This window comes from Plantibacter elymi (nom. nud.), assembly GCF_900177795.1.
Classification (GTDB): Bacteria; Actinomycetota; Actinomycetes; order Actinomycetales; family Microbacteriaceae; genus Plantibacter; species Plantibacter elymi.
In genome coordinates this window covers 769,050-786,311 of the sequence record NZ_FXWJ01000001.1, presented here as the reverse complement: position 1 = coordinate 786,311, position 17,262 = coordinate 769,050, and the positions used below count along the sequence as shown (strand labels likewise).

Genomic DNA, 17,262 nt, shown 5'->3' with positions numbered 1-17,262 from the left:
AGCTGAGAGCATGACGACAGACGAGAAGCTCGACGCTCCACGAACGGGCTCGGTCCCCACGACGAACGCAGCCGCGTCCGACGCCCCGCGCACGCGGACCGCCTGGGCGGCCGTCGCCGTCATGATGGCGACGAGCTTCGTGCTCGTGCTCGCCGAGTTCCTGCCGCCGAGCCTGCTGCCGTCGATGGCCGCATCGCTCGGGATCACCGAGGGACAGGCCGGTCAGGCCGTCACCGCTACGGCGTTCATCGGCTTCCTCACCGCACCGACGATCGGCATCCTCGTCCCGCGACTCGACCGTCGCCTCCTGCTCGTCCTGCTCGCAGCGGCGGCCGCGGTGTCGAGCGCGCTCGTCGCGATCTCCGCCGATTTCGTGATGCTGCTCATCGCCCGACTCCTGCTCGGTGCGGCCCTCGGCGCGTTCTGGGCGATGTCGATCGCGATCGCCGCCCGGTTGTCCGCTCCGCACCACCTCGGTCGGGCGATCATGCTCGTGAACACCGGCACCACCGTCGCGACGGTCGCCGGTGTCCCGGTCGGCACCTACCTCGGTTCGGTCATGGACTGGCGCCTCATCTTCGCCGGTGTCGCGGTCATCACCGCGGTGGTGGCCGTCGCGCTGCGGCTCGTCCTCCCGCCCGTCGCGCCGGCTCCGTCGAGCGGCGGTCTGCGGTCACTCGTCGACACGCTCCGGGTCCCGGGCATCCGCGTCGGCCTGACGGGGCACGTCCTGACCGTCCTCGGGCACTTCATCGCCTTCACCTACATCCGGCTCGCGATCGAGCGGGTGCCCGACCTCGACGCGGCCGGTGTCGCCGTGCTCCTCGCGGCGTTCGGTCTCGGCGGCGTGGTCGGCAACTTCGTGATCGGACTCCTCGTCGACCGCCACCTGGCGGCCCTGCGCTACGTCGTCCCGGCGTTCATCGGCATCTCGATCGCACTGGTGATCCTGTTCCCGGGGCAGCCCTGGATCGTGACCATCGCGATCACGACTTGGGGCATGGGCTTCGGCGCCTGGCTGACGACCCTGAGCACGTGGATGGGTCGCCTCGTGCCGGACCGCATGGAGTCCGGTGGCGGACTCGTCGTCGCGGGGTTCCAGCTCGCGATCACCGTCGGTGCCGGAGCGGGTGGACTGCTCGTCGACGCGGTCGGCATCGTCCCGGCGCTCACGGTCGCGGCGATCTCCGCGATCGTCGGCGGCATCGTGTTCGGGTCGGCGCGCACCGCGCGGTGATGCAGGTCGCCGAGAGTGCGCAAACGGTCGTCCAACGGCGGAACACGCGACCGATCGGGCACTCTCGGCGAAGAACCGCCTACGCGGCGAGCGCCGCCTCGGCACGCCAGCGCGCCGGCGTGAGGCCCGTATACCGCTGGAAGGCGCGCGCGAAGCCGTCTTCGGACACGTAGCCGAGCGCGCCGGCGAGCTCGGCCACGGAAGCGTCGCCCGTGAGGATGAGCCCCTTGGCTGTCTCCATGCGAACGGTCGTGAGGTAAGCGCGCGGAGTGTGCCCGACGACCTCGCGGAACCGCTCGGCGAACGCCGACCGCGACATCATGGCGATGCGGGCGAGCGTCTCGAAGGTCCATGGTCGCCCCGGTTCGGCGTGCAGGGCGTCGAGGACCGCGCCGATGTGCGGGTCGCCGATGCGCTGCAGCCAGCGATCCGGCGCGCAGCCGGCCTCGTTCCACGTGCGGAGCGCGGCCGACACGATCGTCGTCGCGATGCGGCTGCAGATGACGGTGTCGCCCGCCCGCGGACGGCCAGTCGCCTGCGGGCACCCCATGCCTGCGATGAGCGCCACCATCGAGGGCTCCTGCCCGGCGAAGTCGGCGACGTACAGGTGCTCGGGCAGCGTCTCCGCCACCTGTTGGCGCTGACCCGGCGGGGTGAAGGCGACATCGAGGAGCTCGGCGTCCTCGAGCGCGAGCACCGTCGTGGCGTGGGCGCGGGGGAAGAAGACGAGGTCGCCGGCGTCGAGGTCGCGGGTGCCGTCGGCGGCGGTGAGGCGGACGCGTCCACTGGAAAGGTAGACGAAGCCGGACGCCGTGTGCGGTCGCCGCAGGGGTGTGCCCGCAGCGAGGCGGTCGCGGTCGGTGCCGTGGATCGTCCACTCCAGGCTCGCGAGCGCGCGATCGAAGGTGTCGGTCGTCGACGCTGGAGGGGTCGCGGTGAGGGTCACACCGATGCGAACGCGAATGCGTCGCCGGATGTTCCACGACGTGCCCGCTGAGTCGCCCGGATCTGTCCGATTTCGGCGTGGATCCGAGCAGATTCGGGCGACTCAGTCGCGGCTAGCGCCCGTCCACCACGGACATGAACCCCGCGAAGGCGAAGGCGGCGGGGATGAAGTAGAGCAGCGTGCGGGTGACGAGCCAACTGACCGCACCGACGGCCACCCAGATCGCATGGAAGCGCGCCCGCACCGTGAGGCGACGCCCCTCCTCGCCGACGACCGTCTCCTTCCGGGTCCAGACCTGCTCAGCCTCCATGGCGTCCCGCGCCGCCTCGAGGACGCTCTCGGCGTCCTGTCCCGCCACGCGTTCGTCGCGGTACCGTTCGGCCCTCGTGATGAGACGCGGCACCAGGTCGGTGAGGATCGCATCGATGGCGGCCCAGGGGGCGGCGTAGGCGAAGTCGGCGGCCGGCCTGCTGAAGAAGACGACCCGATCGTCGACCATCTCCACGTTGTAGTACGCCGCGGTGCTGACGAGCGACGACATCACGTCAGGGGTCAGCACGTATCGCGCGTCCGCTCCGTACCCGGACGGCGCGTAGACGCGGAACCACCGGTCGAAGTCGCCCTCGAGGGAGATCTGCAGACCCCGGTCGACGCCCGGCGGCAGGTCGCTGCGGACGGTGTCGTTCGTCGTCGCGTCGAGCAGGAGGTGCGGGAGCGGGGCCGGCAGCTGCACGGTCAGGTAGTGCCAGTCCCGCGACCGCTTCACGTCGTCGACCAGGTTGCCGAACTCGACCCGGTCGCCGACGAACCGCGGGTGGGACTGCACCTGTGGTCCCGGCACGGTGATGAAGGCGTTGTTGTACTTCCCCGTCGTGGTGATGAGCGAGGAGAACATCGCCCGTCCTTTCGGCTCCTCCTCGAAGCCGTTGGCCACCGCCGTCAGATGGGTCCGCCATCCGGCGAGACGCGCCTTCGGCGACGGCGGGCGTCGCGACCAGCGGTACAGGAACCAGGCACCGACGAGCAGCCCGACGAGGACGAGCGCGGCGACGACCAGGCCGATGACGTCATCAGGCTCGACGCGACGGTCGTGGTATTCGTCGACGCTGACCCCGACCGAGACGAGCGCGATCGCCAGGTACCAGAGGACGAGGCTGAAGTAGAGATGGAAGAGCACTCTCCGCCCGGTGGGCACCCGTTTGGGCCGGCCGGAGCGACGCTCATCCGCCATCGCCGCGGCGACCTCGTGTTCGGGCGCCGTCAGCCACCGCAGTTCCACTGATCCAGATCCCCTCGACGCCCTCAGCCTCCCAGCGTAGGGCAGGGCGACTACCGGCTCGCAGCGTTGACGACGGCGCGGACCGACGCCTCCAGCACGGAGCGATGGCGCCCGGCTGCCCACACCGTCTCCGGGCCACGGCGGACCTCGAGGAGGGTCAAGGCCTCGGCGCCACTTCCGGAACTGAGCGAGGTCTGATGCAGGGAGACGATCTCGACGTGGACGCCGTGGTCGGCGAGGAGACGGGTCGCCGCCTCGACCGGGCCGACGTCGGCGAAGGTGGCCTCATGTCGGTCGCCGTCGATCCGGAGACCGACCGTCGTCCGCGAGGTCTCGCCGGTCGTCGCCACATCGACCTCGAGCAGCTCGACCCGGGACGGCGTCGCCGACAGGTAGCTGCGCTCGAACGCCGCGAGCAACGCCTCGGCGTCCAGTTCGCGACCGGTCTCGTCCGCCTGCTGCTGGACGCGACGCGAGAAGTCCACCTGGAGACGACGGGGCATCTCGATGCCGTAGTCGCGCTCGAGCAGGTAGGCGATGCCGCCCTTGCCCGACTGCGAGTTCACCCGGATGACCGCCTCGTAGCTCCGGCCGAGGTCCGCGGGGTCGACCGGCAGGTAGGGCACGCGCCACGGGAGGTCCTCCGGGCGGCTGCCGGTCGCCTCGGCCCGCGCTCGGTGTTCCGCGAAGCCCTTCTTGATCGCATCCTGATGCGTCCCCGAGAACGCGGTGTGGACGAGGTCGCCGACGTACGGGTGGCGCGGGTGGATCTCGATGCGGTTGCTGTGCTCCACGACCCGACGGATGTGGTCGATGTCGGAGAAGTCGATCATCGGGTCGACGCCCTGCGCGTGCAGGTTGAGCGCGAGGGTCGCGAGGTCGACGTTGCCGGTCCGCTCGCCGTTGCCGAAGATGCACCCTTCGACGCGTTGGGCGCCGGCGAGGACCGCGAGCTCAGCGCACGCGATCCCCGTACCGCGGTCATTGTGGGGGTGGACCGACAGGATGACGGCGTCGCGGCGGTCGAGGTTGCGGTGCATGTACTCGATCTGGTCCGCATAGACGTTCGGGCTCGCCGCTTCGACGGTCGCGGGCAGGTTGAGGATCACCGGGCGGTCCGGCGAGGCATCCCACAGGGTCGTCATGGCGTCGCAGAGCTCGAGGGCGTAGTCCGGCTCCGTCAGGTTGAAGACCTCGGGCGAGAACTCGAACCGCACCCCGTCGAGGTCGCCGGCGAACTCGAGGACGTCGGAGCCGCCGGCGAGGATGAGCGCGCGGAGTGAGTCGCGGTCGTGTCCGAGGACGACCTCCCGCCAGAGCGGCGCCGTCGCGGTGTACAGGTGGATGACGACCGGGTTCCGGATCCCACGGATCGACTCGACCGTGCGCTCGATCAGGTCGCGGCGGGCCGGTGTGAAGACGACGATCGTGACGTCCTCGGGGGCGATGTCGGTCTCGGCGATCAGGCGGACGAAGTCGTAGTCGGTCTGCGAGGCGGAGGGGTAGCCGACCTCGATCTCCTTGTACCCCATCGAGACCATGAGCTCGAAGAAGGCCCGCTTCCGCTCGGGGTCCATGGGCTCGGCGAGCGCTTGGTTCCCGTCGCGCAGGTCCACCGGCACCCAGAGCGGCGCCTCGGTCAGTCGTCTCGACGGCCAGGTGCGGTCGAGGAGGGGGACGTCCACCCGCGAGTACAGGTCCTGGTAGCGATGGGACGGCATCTGCGAGTGGCGCTGGCGATTCCAGCTCGGCGCGGAGGACGGGACGGGGCCGGCGGGCGTGGAGAGTCGGGAGTCTGCGGGGATCACGCGGCTACGCTAACACAACTTGTCAGACAAGCTGAGGACTATGATCGACACATGGACACCGTGCACCGTGAATCGCTCTCCGACCAGGTCGCACGCTTGCTCCTGCAGCGCATCCAGGCCGGTGAGTGGGAGATCGGCCAGAAGCTGCCCGGCGAGACGACCCTGGCACCGCAGCTCGGTGTCGGCCGGTCGACGATGCGCGAGGCGATCCGCCAGCTGGCCGGTCAGGGCGTGCTGTCGACCCGGCAGGGATCGGGGAACTTCCTCCGGTCGCGCACGCCGGTCCAGGATTGGGACGCACTCGTCCTGCGGACCGCGATCGGCTCGGTCATCGAGGCGCGCATCGCCATCGAGTGTGAAGCGGCTGCCCTCGCCGCACAACGCCACACGGCGTCCGATCTGGCCGCCATCCGGGCAGCGCTGGCCCACCGCAACACCGATCGCGCGACCATCGAGGGGCGGGTCGACGCCGACACCGCGCTCCACCGGAGCATCGTGGCCGCGAGCGGGAACGAGATCCTCACCGAACTGTTCGACACCTTCGCCGAGCGCAGCCGCGAGGCGATGATCCAGATGCTCCGCCTCAGTGGCGCGCCGGGGACGGACCACGACCAGCTCGTCCATGAGCACATCGTGCAGGCGGTCGTGGATCGCGATGCCATCGCGGCCTTCGACCGCAGCCGCACCCATCTCGTCGCCCTCCGCGACGGGTTGACCCGTTCGGACTGATCGCAGCGCGCGCGTGACTATACGCCTGTCGGCGCACGGATGACACGCCCCCACGGATATCGATCGGCAGGCGCAGGCTGGGCGTGAGTACCGCTCCGCCGGGGCGGGCACCGAGCTCTGCACCACCGCGCCGCTCAGGCGTCGAACAGGTCCTCTCGGGGACGGGCGGGAACACGCAGCATGTCGAAGGCTCCGAACCGGAACAAGCCACCCAAACGCATCCGGAAGGACCGCTACGAAGCGGAACTGGAACGACTCCAGATCGAGCTCGTCACGATGCAGCGCTGGGTGATCGAGACCGGCGCGCGGGTCGTCGTGGTCTTCGAGGGCCGAGACGCCGCCGGCAAGGGCGGCGCGATCAAGCGCATCGTCCAATATCTGAACCCGCGTTCGGCACGGGTCGCCGCCCTGCCGACCCCTGGTGAGCAGGAACGTGGTCAGTGGTACTTCCAGCGTTACATCCAGCACCTGCCCACGGCGGGCGAGATCGTGCTGTTCGACCGCTCCTGGTACAACCGTGCCGGTGTCGAACGGGTCATGGACTACTGCACCCCCGAGCAGCACCGGCTCTTCCTGCGGCAGACGCCCGTGTTCGAGCGGATGCTCGTCGAGGACGGCATCATCCTCATCAAGTACTGGTTCTCCGTCTCCGACGACGTCCAGGAACAGCGGTTCCGCTCGCGTCTCGACGACCCGATGCGCCGCTGGAAGCTGTCCGACACGGACCTCCAGTCGATCACCCGCTGGGAGGACTACTCGCGCGCCAAGGACGAGATGTTCGAGGCCACCGACCACGCGGATGCACCCTGGTGGACGATCGAGAGCGACGACAAGCGGGCGTCCCGGTTGAACGCGATCTCGCACCTGCTCTCCCAGGTCCCCTACGAGCAGCGCGCCCCCGAGCCGATCGACATCCCCGAGCGGCCGGGCGCCGACGGGTACGACCGACCCGCGCGCGAACGGTACCGGTACGTGCCGGATCACGCCCACACCCTCGGGGGCTGAACCGACGCGCTGACGGGACGACTCGGATCAGTCAGCGCTCGGGGCGCCCTGTCGCGCGCGGTGGGCGCGGACCCGGCCCCGACTGGCACAGGCCGGCGACGGACACCAGTGCCGCCTGCCGGAGGTGTCGAGGAACACCCAGCGGCAGTCGACCTCGGCGCACTGACGCAACAGCTCCCGGTCCGGCCCCTGCAGCATGACCAGCGCCTGGACGGCGATCGCGGCGAGCGCCGCGTCGAGCGTGACGCCGGCCTGAGCGGGACCACTCCACAGCGCTCCGGCCGACCCTGACGCGTGTCCACGCACCTGCGCGAGATCGTCCGAGGCCGGTTCGCGCCCGGCGACCGCCGCCATCGCCAGCTCGCGGAGCGCTTCCCGCAACCGCACGAGGCGGTCGAGGTCGTCGGAGCTCAGCTCGCCGTCCACCCCGAACCCGACCAGGCCGAGCCACCGCCGTCCCGCCTCGGGCGTCCCGATCCGCTCCACCGGCCGCGTTCCGAAGCTCTGTCCCTGCGTGGCGAGCAGGTTCAGCCAGGTGGCTCCGCCGTCGAGGCGGAAGTCGGTCTCGGTCGTCATAGTTCGAGTGTAACGTGTCAACCGTTACAACCGGGACGAGTGAGGGAACGATGATGCAGGGAGCGACGATGCACGAGGTGTTCGATGTGGCGGCCGGCCGCGAACGACTGGCGGAGCTGCAGGACGAGACGACGACCGCGGCCTGGCGCGCGACGGTCGATGCGGCGGCGCCGGGCTTCGACGAATGGATCGTCGGCGCCGTGTTCGGTGGGACGTATCAGCGCGAGGGCCTGACGCCGCGCGACCGACAACTGCTCATCATCGGCGCGCTGACGGCGCTCGGCGGCGTCGACCCGCAACTCAGCGGCCACCTCACGACGTCGCTCCGGATCGGGATGACCCGGACGGAGGTCGCCGAGGCGCTCGTCCACCTCGTGCCGTATGTCGGGCTGCCCCGGGTGATGGCGGCACTGCGACTCCTCCCCGAGCCGGCGGCCGAGCCACCGATGACCGACCGCGACGTCGACGCCCGGTGACCCGGGTGCGGCTCGGGACCCGGGTGATCCGCACGGTGCTCGGTGACATCGACCCGGCCACGGTAGGCGTGGTCGACTCGCACGACCACCTCTTCCTGCGGACACCGGTCCTGGCCGGTGAGGACCTGGTCGACGAGCCTGACGCCACGACCGCGGTCGAGCGGTTCGCGGCGGCGGGCGGCAGGACCGTCGTCCAGTGGACGCCTCGAGGTCTCGGACGCGGCCTCCCGGCGCTCCGACGGGTCAGTGCGTCGACGGGGGTCCACGTCGTGGCTGCGACCGGACGACATCTGCGACGTGTCTACCCTGCCGGCGCTGCGGAACCCGCGCACTCGGCCGACGAGCTCGCAGCGGCGTTCATCGACGACGTCGACAGGCACGGGTGCGGGCTGATCAAGATCGGTGTCGGCCCCGACCGCCTCGCCGAGGACGAGCGGGACGCGTTGCGGGCCGCGGCAGTGGCGCATCACGCCAGCGGAGTGCCGATCGCGGTGCACCTCGAGCAGGGAGCTGCGGCCGACCTCGTCCTGGCGGCGCTGGAGGACGACGAGGTGGACCCGAGGTCCATCGTCCTCGGGCATCTCGGCCGGAACCCTCACGTCGAGCAAATCCTCCAGGCCGCCCGCTCCGGCGCGTGGGTATGCATCGACACACCGTCGCCGGGCCACCCGATGGAGTCCTCCCGACTGGCACGGATCCTCGAGATCCTCATCGACGACGGGCACCTGCCCGCACTGCTCCTCGGCGCCGACACGACCACGTCCGCCTCCCGCGCTCGGCCGGAGGAGTGCGGTCCGGCGGCGCTGCTGACGACCGTCGCACCGCAGTTGGCGAGGGCCCTCGGCGTGGAAGCGGTGTCGACGATCACCCGCGACAACCCCGCCCGCGCGTGGGCGTTCGAGCCTCGCGCACCACGCGCCGTAGGGAGGTCGTGAGGATCGACGCGGAAGGCGTATGGAAACCGTGAGGACCGCCGTCGGAGGTCGTTGACGGGTGTTGGCTCTGAGCTGTCCCGAACGGGACACAGCACCACGCACCCGCACCACGCACCCACTGGAGTCCTCTTGCTCGACCTCGTCTACGTGCTCGGCGTCATCGCCGTGTTCGCTCTGGTCGGCCTCGTCGCCCGGGGAGTGGAGAGACTGTGATCGTCTTCGAACTCCTCGCCGCCGTCCTGGCCGTCGCCGCCGTCGTGTACCTCGTGTACGCGCTCGTGAAACCCGAGAGGTTCTGATGCAGACCCTCTTCGCGATCCTCCAGGTCTCGACCCTCGTCCTGGTCCTCGTGCTGCTCTACCGTCCGCTCGGTGAGTACCTCGCCCGGGTGTACACCTCCAGCAAGGACTTCGCCGTCGAGCGCGGCTTCTACCGCGTGATCGGTGTCGACGCCCGCTCCGAGCAGACCTGGCAGGCCTACCTCCGCGGGGTGCTCGCCTTCTCGCTCGTCGGCGTCCTCCTCGTCTACGCGCTGCAGCGCGCCCAGGCCGTCCTCCCCTTCGCACTCGGCCTCCCCGCCGTCCCCGAGGGACTGTCGTTCAACACGGCCGCGTCGTTCGTCGCCAACACCAACTGGCAGTCGTACTCCCCCGAGGTCACGATGGGCTACACCGTGCAGCTCACGGGCCTCGCGGTGCAGAACTTCGTCTCCGCGGCCGTCGGCATCGCCATCGCCATCGCCCTCGTCCGCGGGTTCGCGAGTCGCCGTAGCGGCACCATCGGCAACTTCTGGGTCGACCTCACACGTGGCACCCTCCGCGTGCTCCTGCCGCTCTCCGTCGTCATGGCGGTCGTGCTCATCGCGGGCGGGACCATCCAGAACCTCAACGGCTTCACCGACGTCACGACCATCACGGGCGCGACGCAGACCATCCCCGGCGGGCCGGTCGCCTCGCAGGAGGCCATCAAGCTCCTCGGCACGAACGGCGGCGGGTTCTTCAACGCGAACTCCGCGCACCCCTTCGAGAACCCGACCGCCTGGACGAGCCTCGTGCAGAACATCCTCATGCTCGCGATCCCGTTCTCCCTGCCGCGCACCTTCGGCCGCATGGTCGGCGACCACAAGCAGGGCTACACGATCCTCGCGGTCATGGGCGTCATCTTCCTCGCCTCGTTCTCGATCCTCACGGCGCTCGAAGCCCGCGGCCTCGGAGCGGCACCGATGGCGGCCGGCGGCGCGATGGAGGGCAAGGAGCAGCGCTTCGGCGTCTTCGCCTCGACACTGTTCGGCTCGACCTCGACGCTCACCTCGACGGGTGCCGTCAACTCGATGCACGACTCGTACACGGCACTCGGCGGCATGATGCCGATGATCAACATGATGCTCGGCGAGATCGCCCCCGGCGGCGTCGGCTCAGGCCTGTACGGCATGCTCGTGCTCGCCGTCATCGCCGTGTTCATCGGTGGGCTGCTCGTCGGCCGAACCCCGGAGTACCTCGGCAAGAAGATCGGCCCGCGGGAGATCAAGCTCGCGAGCCTGTACATCCTCGTGACGCCGACCCTCGTGCTCGCCGGCACCGCACTGAGCTTCGCCATCCCCGGCGTCCGCTCGGACGTGGAGACGACGTCGATCTGGAACCCGGGCCTCCACGGCCTGTCCGAGGTCCTCTACGCCTTCACCTCCGCCGCGAACAACAACGGTTCCGCGTTCGCCGGCCTCACGGCGAACACCCCGTGGTTCAACACGGCCCTGGGTGTCGCGATGCTCCTCGGTCGCTTCGTCCCGATCGTGCTCGTCCTCGCGCTCGCCGGTTCGCTGGCCGCGCAGGACCGGGTGCCGTCGACCGCCGGAACGCTCCCGACCAACCGGCCGCAGTTCGTCGGTCTCCTCACCGGTGTCGCCGTGATCATCACCGCACTCACCTACTTCCCCGTACTCGCGCTGGGTCCCCTGGCGGAAGGGCTGTCATGAGCCGCGTCCACGACGCACACCGCGTGATCATCACCGCACCCACCTCCTTCCCCGTACTCGCGCCAGGTCCCCTGGCGGAAGGGCTGTCATGAGCCGCGTCCACGACGCACACCGCGTGATCATCACCGCACCCACCTCCTTCCCCGTACTCGCGCCAGGTCCCCTGGCGGAAGGGCTGTCATAAACCATGTCCACCACGCACACGCTTCCCGCCCCGGCGGAACCCGAGCAGGAGCAGGACCACCACCACGAGCCCGCGAAGGCCGCGTTCGGTCCGGCACAGCTGCTCGCCGCGACCCCGGGCGCCCTCCGCAAACTCGACCCGCGGCTCATGGTCAAGAACCCGGTCATGTTCATCGTCGAGGTCGGCGCGGCGCTGACCACCGTCCTCGCGATCGCCGAACCGTTCCTCGGTGGTGCGCAGGAATCCGGCGGGTCGGCCGTGCCGGCGTCGTTCACCTGGGGCATCGCGATCTGGTTGTGGCTCACGGTCGTCTTCGCGAACCTCGCTGAGTCCGTGGCCGAGGGACGCGGCAAGGCGCAGGCCGACAGTCTCCGCAAGACGCGCACTTCGACCATGGCGAACCAGGTCACGGCCTACGACGCCTCGGCGGACCCGTCCGCGGAGCACGCCGCCATCGGCCAGGTCTCCTCCGCGGACCTCACCCTCGGCGACGTCGTCGTGGTGACCGCCGGTGAGCTCGTCCCGGGCGACGGCGACATCGTCTGGGGCATCGCGTCGGTCGACGAGTCGGCCATCACCGGCGAGTCCGCCCCCGTCGTCCGCGAGTCCGGCGGGGACCGCAGCGCCGTCACCGGCGGCACCCGCGTGTTGTCGGACCGCATCGTCGTCCGCATCACCTCGAAGCCCGGCGAGACCTTCGTCGACCGCATGATCGGCCTCGTCGAGGGTGCGGCGCGGCAGAAGACGCCGAACGAGATCGCACTCAACATCCTGCTCGCGAGCCTGTCGATCGTGTTCGTGGTCGTCGCGCTCACGCTCAACCCGATCGCCTCCTACGCAGCTGCTCCCGTCAGCGTCCCGGTCCTCATCGCCCTCCTCGTCTGCCTCATCCCGACGACGATCGGCGCCCTGCTCTCGGCGATCGGCATCGCCGGCATGGACCGACTCGTGCAGCGGAACGTGCTCGCGATGTCCGGCCGCGCGGTCGAGGCCGCCGGCGACGTCACGACCCTGCTGCTCGACAAGACCGGCACCATCACCTACGGCAACCGCCAGGCAGTCGAGTTCATCGCCCTCCGCGGGGTCACGCCGGAGGAACTCGCGCAGGCCGCAGCCCGGTCCTCGCTCAGCGACCCGACGCCCGAGGGCAAGTCGATCGTCGACCTCGCGGCCGAGCGTGGCATCCACCTGGACGGGTCCGGGGCCGGCGAGATCGTCCCGTTCACCGCGCAGACCCGCATGAGCGGCCTCGACCAGCCGGACGGTGCACAGATCCGCAAGGGCGCCGGCTCGGCCGTGCTGGCCTGGGTGGAGTCGTTCGGCCCCCTCGCCGACGCGACCCGCGCCGAGCTCCAGGCGCACGTCGAGGCGGTGTCCGCCGGCGGCGGCACCCCGCTCGTCGTCGCGCAGACCGGCACCACCGGCACCGCGCGGGTGCTCGGCGTCGTCCGGCTGAAGGACGTCGTCAAGGCCGGCATCGCGGAGCGGTTCGCCGAGCTGCGTGCCATGGGCATCCGCACGGTCATGATCACGGGTGACAACCCGCTCACCGCGAAGGCGATCGCCGCCGAGGCCGGAGTCGACGACTTCCTGGCCGAGGCGACGCCCGAGCAGAAGCTCGAGCTCATCCGCAAGGAGCAGGAGGGCGGCAACCTCGTCGCGATGACCGGTGACGGTACGAACGACGCTCCGGCGCTCGCGCAGGCCGACGTCGGTGTCGCGATGAACACGGGCACCTCCGCTGCGAAGGAGGCCGGCAACATGGTCGACCTCGACTCCGACCCGACGAAGCTCATCGACATCGTCCGGATCGGCAAGCAGCTGCTCATCACACGAGGTGCCCTCACGACGTTCTCGATCGCGAACGACGTCGCCAAGTACTTCGCGATCATCCCGGCCATGTTCGCCGGGGTGTTCCCGGGGCTCGCACTGCTCAACATCATGCAGCTGCACTCCCCCGCGTCGGCGATCCTCTCGGCGATCATCTTCAACGCGATCATCATCGTGATCCTGATCCCGCTGGCCCTCCGCGGGGTGAAGTACCGCCCGCTCAGCGCCTCGAAGGTCCTCAGCCGGAACCTGTTGGTCTACGGACTCGGTGGCGTGATCGCGCCGTTCATCGGCATCAAGCTCATCGACCTCGTCGTGACGCTGATCCCCGGCTTCTAGCCGGACCCCGTCCCCTCACCCCAGCACCGCACACCAAGCACACGAAAGCAGACAGAACATCATGAGTGCATCCCGCAGCGGCATCGCCCAGTACTGGGTCGCCATCAGGGCCATGCTCGCCCTCACCGTCGTCCTCGGCGTCGGCTACCCCCTCATCGTCACCGGCATCGGGCAGGCGACGATGTCCTGGCAGGCGAACGGATCCACCGTCACCGAGGGTGACAAGACGGTCGGCTCGGCGCTCATCGGGCAGTCGTTCACCGACGCCGACGGCAAGCCGCTGCCGCAGTGGTTCCAGTCGCGTCCGTCGGCGGCCGGCGACGGCTACGACGGTGGGGCGTCGAGCGGCAGCAACCTCGGGCCGGAGAACACCGACCTCGTCGCCTCGATCGAAGAGCGCCGCGCGGCCATCGCCGCTTTCGAGGACGTCGATCCGTCGAGCATCCCCGCCGACGCGCTGACGGCCTCCGCGTCCGGTCTCGATCCGCACATCAGCCCGGCCTACGCACTGCTGCAGGTGCCCCGCGTCGCCTCCGAGCGCGGCCTCGACGAGGGCGAGGTCCGTGCCCTCGTCGAGCGCCTGACGCAGGGCCCCGACCTCGGCTACCTTGGGGAGTCCACGGTCAACGTCCTGCAGCTGAACCTCGCCGTGGCCCGACTGAACGGATGACCATGCAGCGCGGACGACACAGCGCGGCCCCCGAGGTCGGCAGGCAGAGCGCCATGCTCCAGGAGGACTGAACACCATGCAGCGCGGACGACTCCGGGTGCTCCTCGGCGCGGCCCCCGGGGTCGGCAAGACCTACGCCATGCTCGAGGAGGGGCACCGCCTCGCCGGGGAGGGCGTCGACGTGGTCGTCGCGGTCGTCGAGACCCACGGTCGGGTCGCGACCGCCGCTCTGACGGAGGGGCTCGAGACGCTGCCGCGTCGGGGCGTCGAGCACCGGGGCGTGACGCTCGACGAGATGGACCTCGAGGCCGTCCTCGCACGCCGCCCCGGACTCGCGCTCGTCGACGAACTGGCCCACACGAACGCCCCCGGCTCCACAAACGACAAGCGCTGGCAGGACGTCGAAGCCCTGCTCGCCGCCGGTGTCTCCGTGCTGTCGACGGTCAACATCCAGCACATCGAGTCGCTGAACGACGTCGTCCGGCAGATCACCGGGGCGCCGCAGCGGGAGACGATCCCCGACGCCGTGCTGCGGGCGGCCGACCAGATCGAACTCATCGACCTCGCTCCACAGGCCCTCCGCGACCGGCTCGCCGGCGGCCGGGTCTACCCGGCCGAGCGGATCGACGCCGCACTGTCCAACTACTTCCGCCTCGGCAACCTCACGGCACTGCGCGAGTTGGCGCTGCTGTGGCTGGCCGACGAGGTCGACTCCGCCCTGCGCGACTACCGTGCCGAGCACGGCATCGACAGCACCTGGGAGGCGCGCGAGCGGGTCGTCGTGGCCCTCACCGGCGGCCCGGAGGGCGAGACCCTGCTCCGGCGCGGCGCCCGGATCGCCGCCCGCTCCTCCGGCGGCGAGCTCATCGCGGTGCACGTGACGACGCAGGATGGCCTCCGGACCGCGAACCCCGGCGCGCTCGCGCAGCAGCGAGCGCTCGTCGACACCCTCGGCGGCACCTTCCACCAGGTGGTCGGCGACGACGTGCCGCGTGCGCTCGTGGACTTCGCGAAGGCGGCGAACGCGACGCAGCTCGTCATCGGTGTCAGCCGGCGCAGTCGCCTGTCCGCCGCGGTCACCGGTCCCGGCATCGGCAACACGGTCATCCGCGAGTCGGGCAACATCGACGTCCACATCGTCAACCACGAGGCGGCGGGCGGCCGCTTCCGGCTGCCGAAGCTCGGCGGCGCCCTGAGCGCTCGGCGCCACATCGCGGGCTTCGCGCTCGCGCTCATCGGCGGGCCGCTCGTCACCTGGCTCCTCCACCTCGCCCGTACCGAGGAGTCGATCACGAGCGAGGTGCTGTCCTACCAGCTCCTCGTCGTGCTCGTCGCGCTCGTGGGCGGGTTCTGGCCGGCGGTGTTCGCGGCCGTCCTGTCGGGGGTCACGCTCGACTTCGTCTTCGTCCAACCGCTCTACACCGTGACCATCGACGATCCGGCGCACCTCGTGGCGCTCGTGCTCTACGTCGTCATCGCCGTGATCGTGAGCGGCGTCGTCGACCTCTCGGCGCGGCGGGCCCGCACGGCCAGGCGCGCGGCCGCGGAGTCCGAGCTGCTCGCGACGGTCGCGGGCAGCGTGCTCCGCGGCGAGGGCGCCCTGCAGGCGCTCGTCAGCCGGACCCGCGAGTCCTTCTCGCTCGCCGGCGTACGCCTCGTCGCTGGTGAGCAGGTCCTCGCCGTCGACGGCGAACCGACCCGCGGAGGCGACTTCACGAGCATCCCGATCGGCACCCGCGCGGTGCTCGAACTGCACGGCGGGGTGCTCGCCGCCTCCGACCGCCGCCTGCTCGCCGTCATCGCGGCGCAGCTCGACGCCTCGCTCGAGCACACCGATCTCCGCGCAACCGCCCGGGAGGTCGGCCCGCTGGCAGCGACCGACCGGGTGCGGAGCGCGCTGCTCTCGGCAGTCAGTCACGACCTCCGGCGCCCCCTCGCCGCCGCGACCGCCGCCGTCACCGGACTGCGCGCGACCGACGTCGAGCTCACCACGGCGGACCGCCGCGACCTCCTCGAGACCGCCGACGACAGCCTGCGCACCCTCGCGGCCCTCGTCACGAACCTGCTCGACGTCAGTCGCCTCCAGGCCGGTGTCCTCGCCGTGACCGTCGCCCCGATCGACGTCGAGGACGCGATCCTGCCGGCCTTCGACGAGCTCGGCATCGGTCCGCACGACGCCGAGCTCGATCTCGCACCCGACCTCCCGCCCGTCCTCGCGGACGCCGGCCTCCTCCAACGCGTCATCGTGAACCTCCTGACGAACGCGCAGCGTTTCAGCCCCGACGGCACCCCCGTCCGGATCGCGACGAGCGGCTTCCGGGACGCCGTCGAGATCCGCATCGTCGATCACGGCCCGGGGATCGCGCCCGACCGGCGGGAGGACGTGTTCGTCCCCTTCCAGCGCCTCGGCGACACCGACAACCTCACCGGTCTCGGCCTGGGACTCGCGCTGTCGAAGGGCTTCGTCGAGGGGATGGGTGGCACACTCGAACCGGAGGACACGCCGGGTGGGGGCCTCACCATGGTGGTGTCACTGCCGGCGGCACGTGATCAGGAGGGGACCGCTCGATGAAGATCCTGATCGCCGACGACGACCCGCAGATCCTCCGGGCCCTGCGCATCACCCTCACCGCCCGGGGCTACGAGATCATCACGGCCGAGGACGGGACCGCTGCGCTCAACGCCGCGACGACGCACCGGCCCGACCTGTACCTGCTCGACCTCGGCATGCCGGGACTCGACGGGCGGCAGGTGATCGAGGGCCTCCGCGGCTGGACCGACGCGCCGATCCTCGTGGTGTCCGGTCGTGCCGGCTCGACCGACAAGGTCGAGGCGCTCGACGCCGGAGCCGACGACTACGTGACGAAGCCCTTCGCGATCGACGAGCTGCTCGCCAGGATCCGTGCGCTCACCCGACGGGTCCCCGGCGCCGAGGCAGAACCCACCGTGCGCTTCGGCGACATCGTGGTCGACCTCGCCGCGAAGCAGGTCACCAAGCAGACCCCTGGTGCGTCCCCGGTCACCGTCCGCCTGACGCCGACGGAGTGGCAGGTGCTCGAGCTGCTCATCCGGAACGCCGGCAAGCTCGTGACCCGACAGATGCTGCTCACGGAGATCTGGGGTCCGACGCACGTGACCGACACCGGCTACCTGCGCCTCTACATCGCGCAGCTGCGGAAGAAGCTCGAGCCGGAACCGGCCACCCCCCGCCACCTGCTCACCGAGGCCGGCATGGGGTACCGCTTCCAGCTCTGAACGGGCCGCGGCCGCGGCGAC

Annotated in this window: 15 protein-coding genes; 11 read left to right on the top strand and 4 right to left on the bottom strand. The window is 70.5% G+C overall.

Annotated features, from left to right (window positions below; genetic code table 11):
* Positions 1 to 10: 10 nt before the first annotated feature.
* On the top strand, positions 11 to 1,237 hold the full coding sequence (locus CCK91_RS03790; RefSeq protein ID WP_119863537.1) for an MFS transporter: 1,227 nt from the start codon (positions 11 to 13) through the stop codon (positions 1,235 to 1,237).
* A 79-nt stretch (positions 1,238 to 1,316) separates the two neighbouring features.
* Here the strand turns inward: CCK91_RS03790 and CCK91_RS19790 are convergent, their stop codons facing one another.
* The 3 genes from CCK91_RS19790 to CCK91_RS03775 form a co-directional block, all read right to left on the bottom strand.
* Complete coding sequence (locus CCK91_RS19790) at positions 1,317 to 2,183, bottom strand: helix-turn-helix transcriptional regulator (protein WP_207568173.1); 867 nt, start codon at positions 2,181 to 2,183, stop codon at positions 1,317 to 1,319.
* Positions 2,184 to 2,295: 112 nt separating this feature from the next.
* On the bottom strand, positions 2,296 to 3,462 hold the full coding sequence (locus CCK91_RS03780; RefSeq protein ID WP_086472916.1) for a hypothetical protein: 1,167 nt from the start codon (positions 3,460 to 3,462) through the stop codon (positions 2,296 to 2,298).
* A 50-nt stretch (positions 3,463 to 3,512) separates the two neighbouring features.
* On the bottom strand, positions 3,513 to 5,183 hold the full coding sequence (locus CCK91_RS03775; protein ID WP_086472915.1) for a 2-isopropylmalate synthase: 1,671 nt from the start codon (positions 5,181 to 5,183) through the stop codon (positions 3,513 to 3,515).
* Positions 5,184 to 5,321: 138 nt separating this feature from the next.
* On the opposite strand from CCK91_RS03775, the gene CCK91_RS03770 reads away from it, so the two are divergent.
* Both CCK91_RS03770 and ppk2 read left to right on the top strand, forming a co-directional pair.
* Positions 5,322 to 5,999, top strand: coding sequence for a FadR/GntR family transcriptional regulator (locus CCK91_RS03770; protein WP_086472914.1), 678 nt, complete (start codon positions 5,322 to 5,324; stop codon positions 5,997 to 5,999).
* Positions 6,000 to 6,179: 180 nt separating this feature from the next.
* Complete coding sequence (ppk2, locus tag CCK91_RS03765; protein WP_086472913.1) at positions 6,180 to 7,004, top strand: polyphosphate kinase 2; 825 nt, start codon at positions 6,180 to 6,182, stop codon at positions 7,002 to 7,004.
* Positions 7,005 to 7,031: 27 nt separating this feature from the next.
* Here ppk2 and CCK91_RS03760 read toward each other — a convergent pair whose 3' ends face one another.
* Positions 7,032 to 7,580 carry a CGNR zinc finger domain-containing protein gene (locus tag CCK91_RS03760; protein ID WP_086472912.1) on the bottom strand — a complete coding sequence of 183 codons (549 nt, stop codon included), beginning with the start codon at positions 7,578 to 7,580 and terminating at the stop codon, positions 7,032 to 7,034.
* A 53-nt stretch (positions 7,581 to 7,633) separates the two neighbouring features.
* On the opposite strand from CCK91_RS03760, the gene CCK91_RS03755 reads away from it, so the two are divergent.
* The 8 genes from CCK91_RS03755 to CCK91_RS03720 all read left to right on the top strand — a co-directional run bounded on the left by CCK91_RS03755 (position 7,634) and on the right by CCK91_RS03720 (position 17,241).
* On the top strand, positions 7,634 to 8,056 hold the full coding sequence (locus CCK91_RS03755; RefSeq protein ID WP_242664295.1) for a carboxymuconolactone decarboxylase family protein: 423 nt from the start codon (positions 7,634 to 7,636) through the stop codon (positions 8,054 to 8,056).
* Positions 8,053 to 8,991: a hypothetical protein gene (locus CCK91_RS03750; RefSeq protein ID WP_086472911.1), complete on the top strand. Its 939-nt coding sequence runs from the start codon at positions 8,053 to 8,055 to the stop codon at positions 8,989 to 8,991. The genes CCK91_RS03755 and CCK91_RS03750 overlap by 4 nt, the downstream gene beginning before the upstream one ends.
* A gap of 209 nt (positions 8,992 to 9,200) precedes the next feature.
* Positions 9,201 to 9,290, top strand: coding sequence for a K(+)-transporting ATPase subunit F (gene kdpF, locus CCK91_RS03745; RefSeq protein ID WP_056009336.1), 90 nt, complete (start codon positions 9,201 to 9,203; stop codon positions 9,288 to 9,290).
* Complete coding sequence (gene kdpA, locus CCK91_RS03740) at positions 9,290 to 10,963, top strand: potassium-transporting ATPase subunit KdpA (protein WP_086472910.1); 1,674 nt, start codon at positions 9,290 to 9,292, stop codon at positions 10,961 to 10,963. The genes kdpF and kdpA overlap by 1 nt, the downstream gene beginning before the upstream one ends.
* A 187-nt stretch (positions 10,964 to 11,150) precedes the next feature.
* Positions 11,151 to 13,316, top strand: coding sequence for a potassium-transporting ATPase subunit KdpB (kdpB, locus tag CCK91_RS03735; RefSeq protein ID WP_086472909.1), 2,166 nt, complete (start codon positions 11,151 to 11,153; stop codon positions 13,314 to 13,316).
* A 61-nt stretch (positions 13,317 to 13,377) separates the two neighbouring features.
* Positions 13,378 to 13,986 (top strand): potassium-transporting ATPase subunit KdpC, encoded by a 609-nt coding sequence (gene kdpC, locus CCK91_RS03730; protein ID WP_086472908.1) that lies wholly within the window; start codon positions 13,378 to 13,380, stop codon positions 13,984 to 13,986.
* 76 nt (positions 13,987 to 14,062) lie between these two features.
* On the top strand, positions 14,063 to 16,558 hold the full coding sequence (locus tag CCK91_RS03725) for a sensor histidine kinase (RefSeq protein ID WP_086472907.1): 2,496 nt from the start codon (positions 14,063 to 14,065) through the stop codon (positions 16,556 to 16,558).
* The gene (locus CCK91_RS03720) at positions 16,555 to 17,241 is read left to right on the top strand and encodes a response regulator (protein ID WP_086472906.1); all 687 of its coding nucleotides are present in this window, start codon (positions 16,555 to 16,557) and stop codon (positions 17,239 to 17,241) included. Before CCK91_RS03725 ends, CCK91_RS03720 begins: the two co-directional genes overlap by 4 nt.
* Positions 17,242 to 17,262 lie beyond the last annotated feature (21 nt).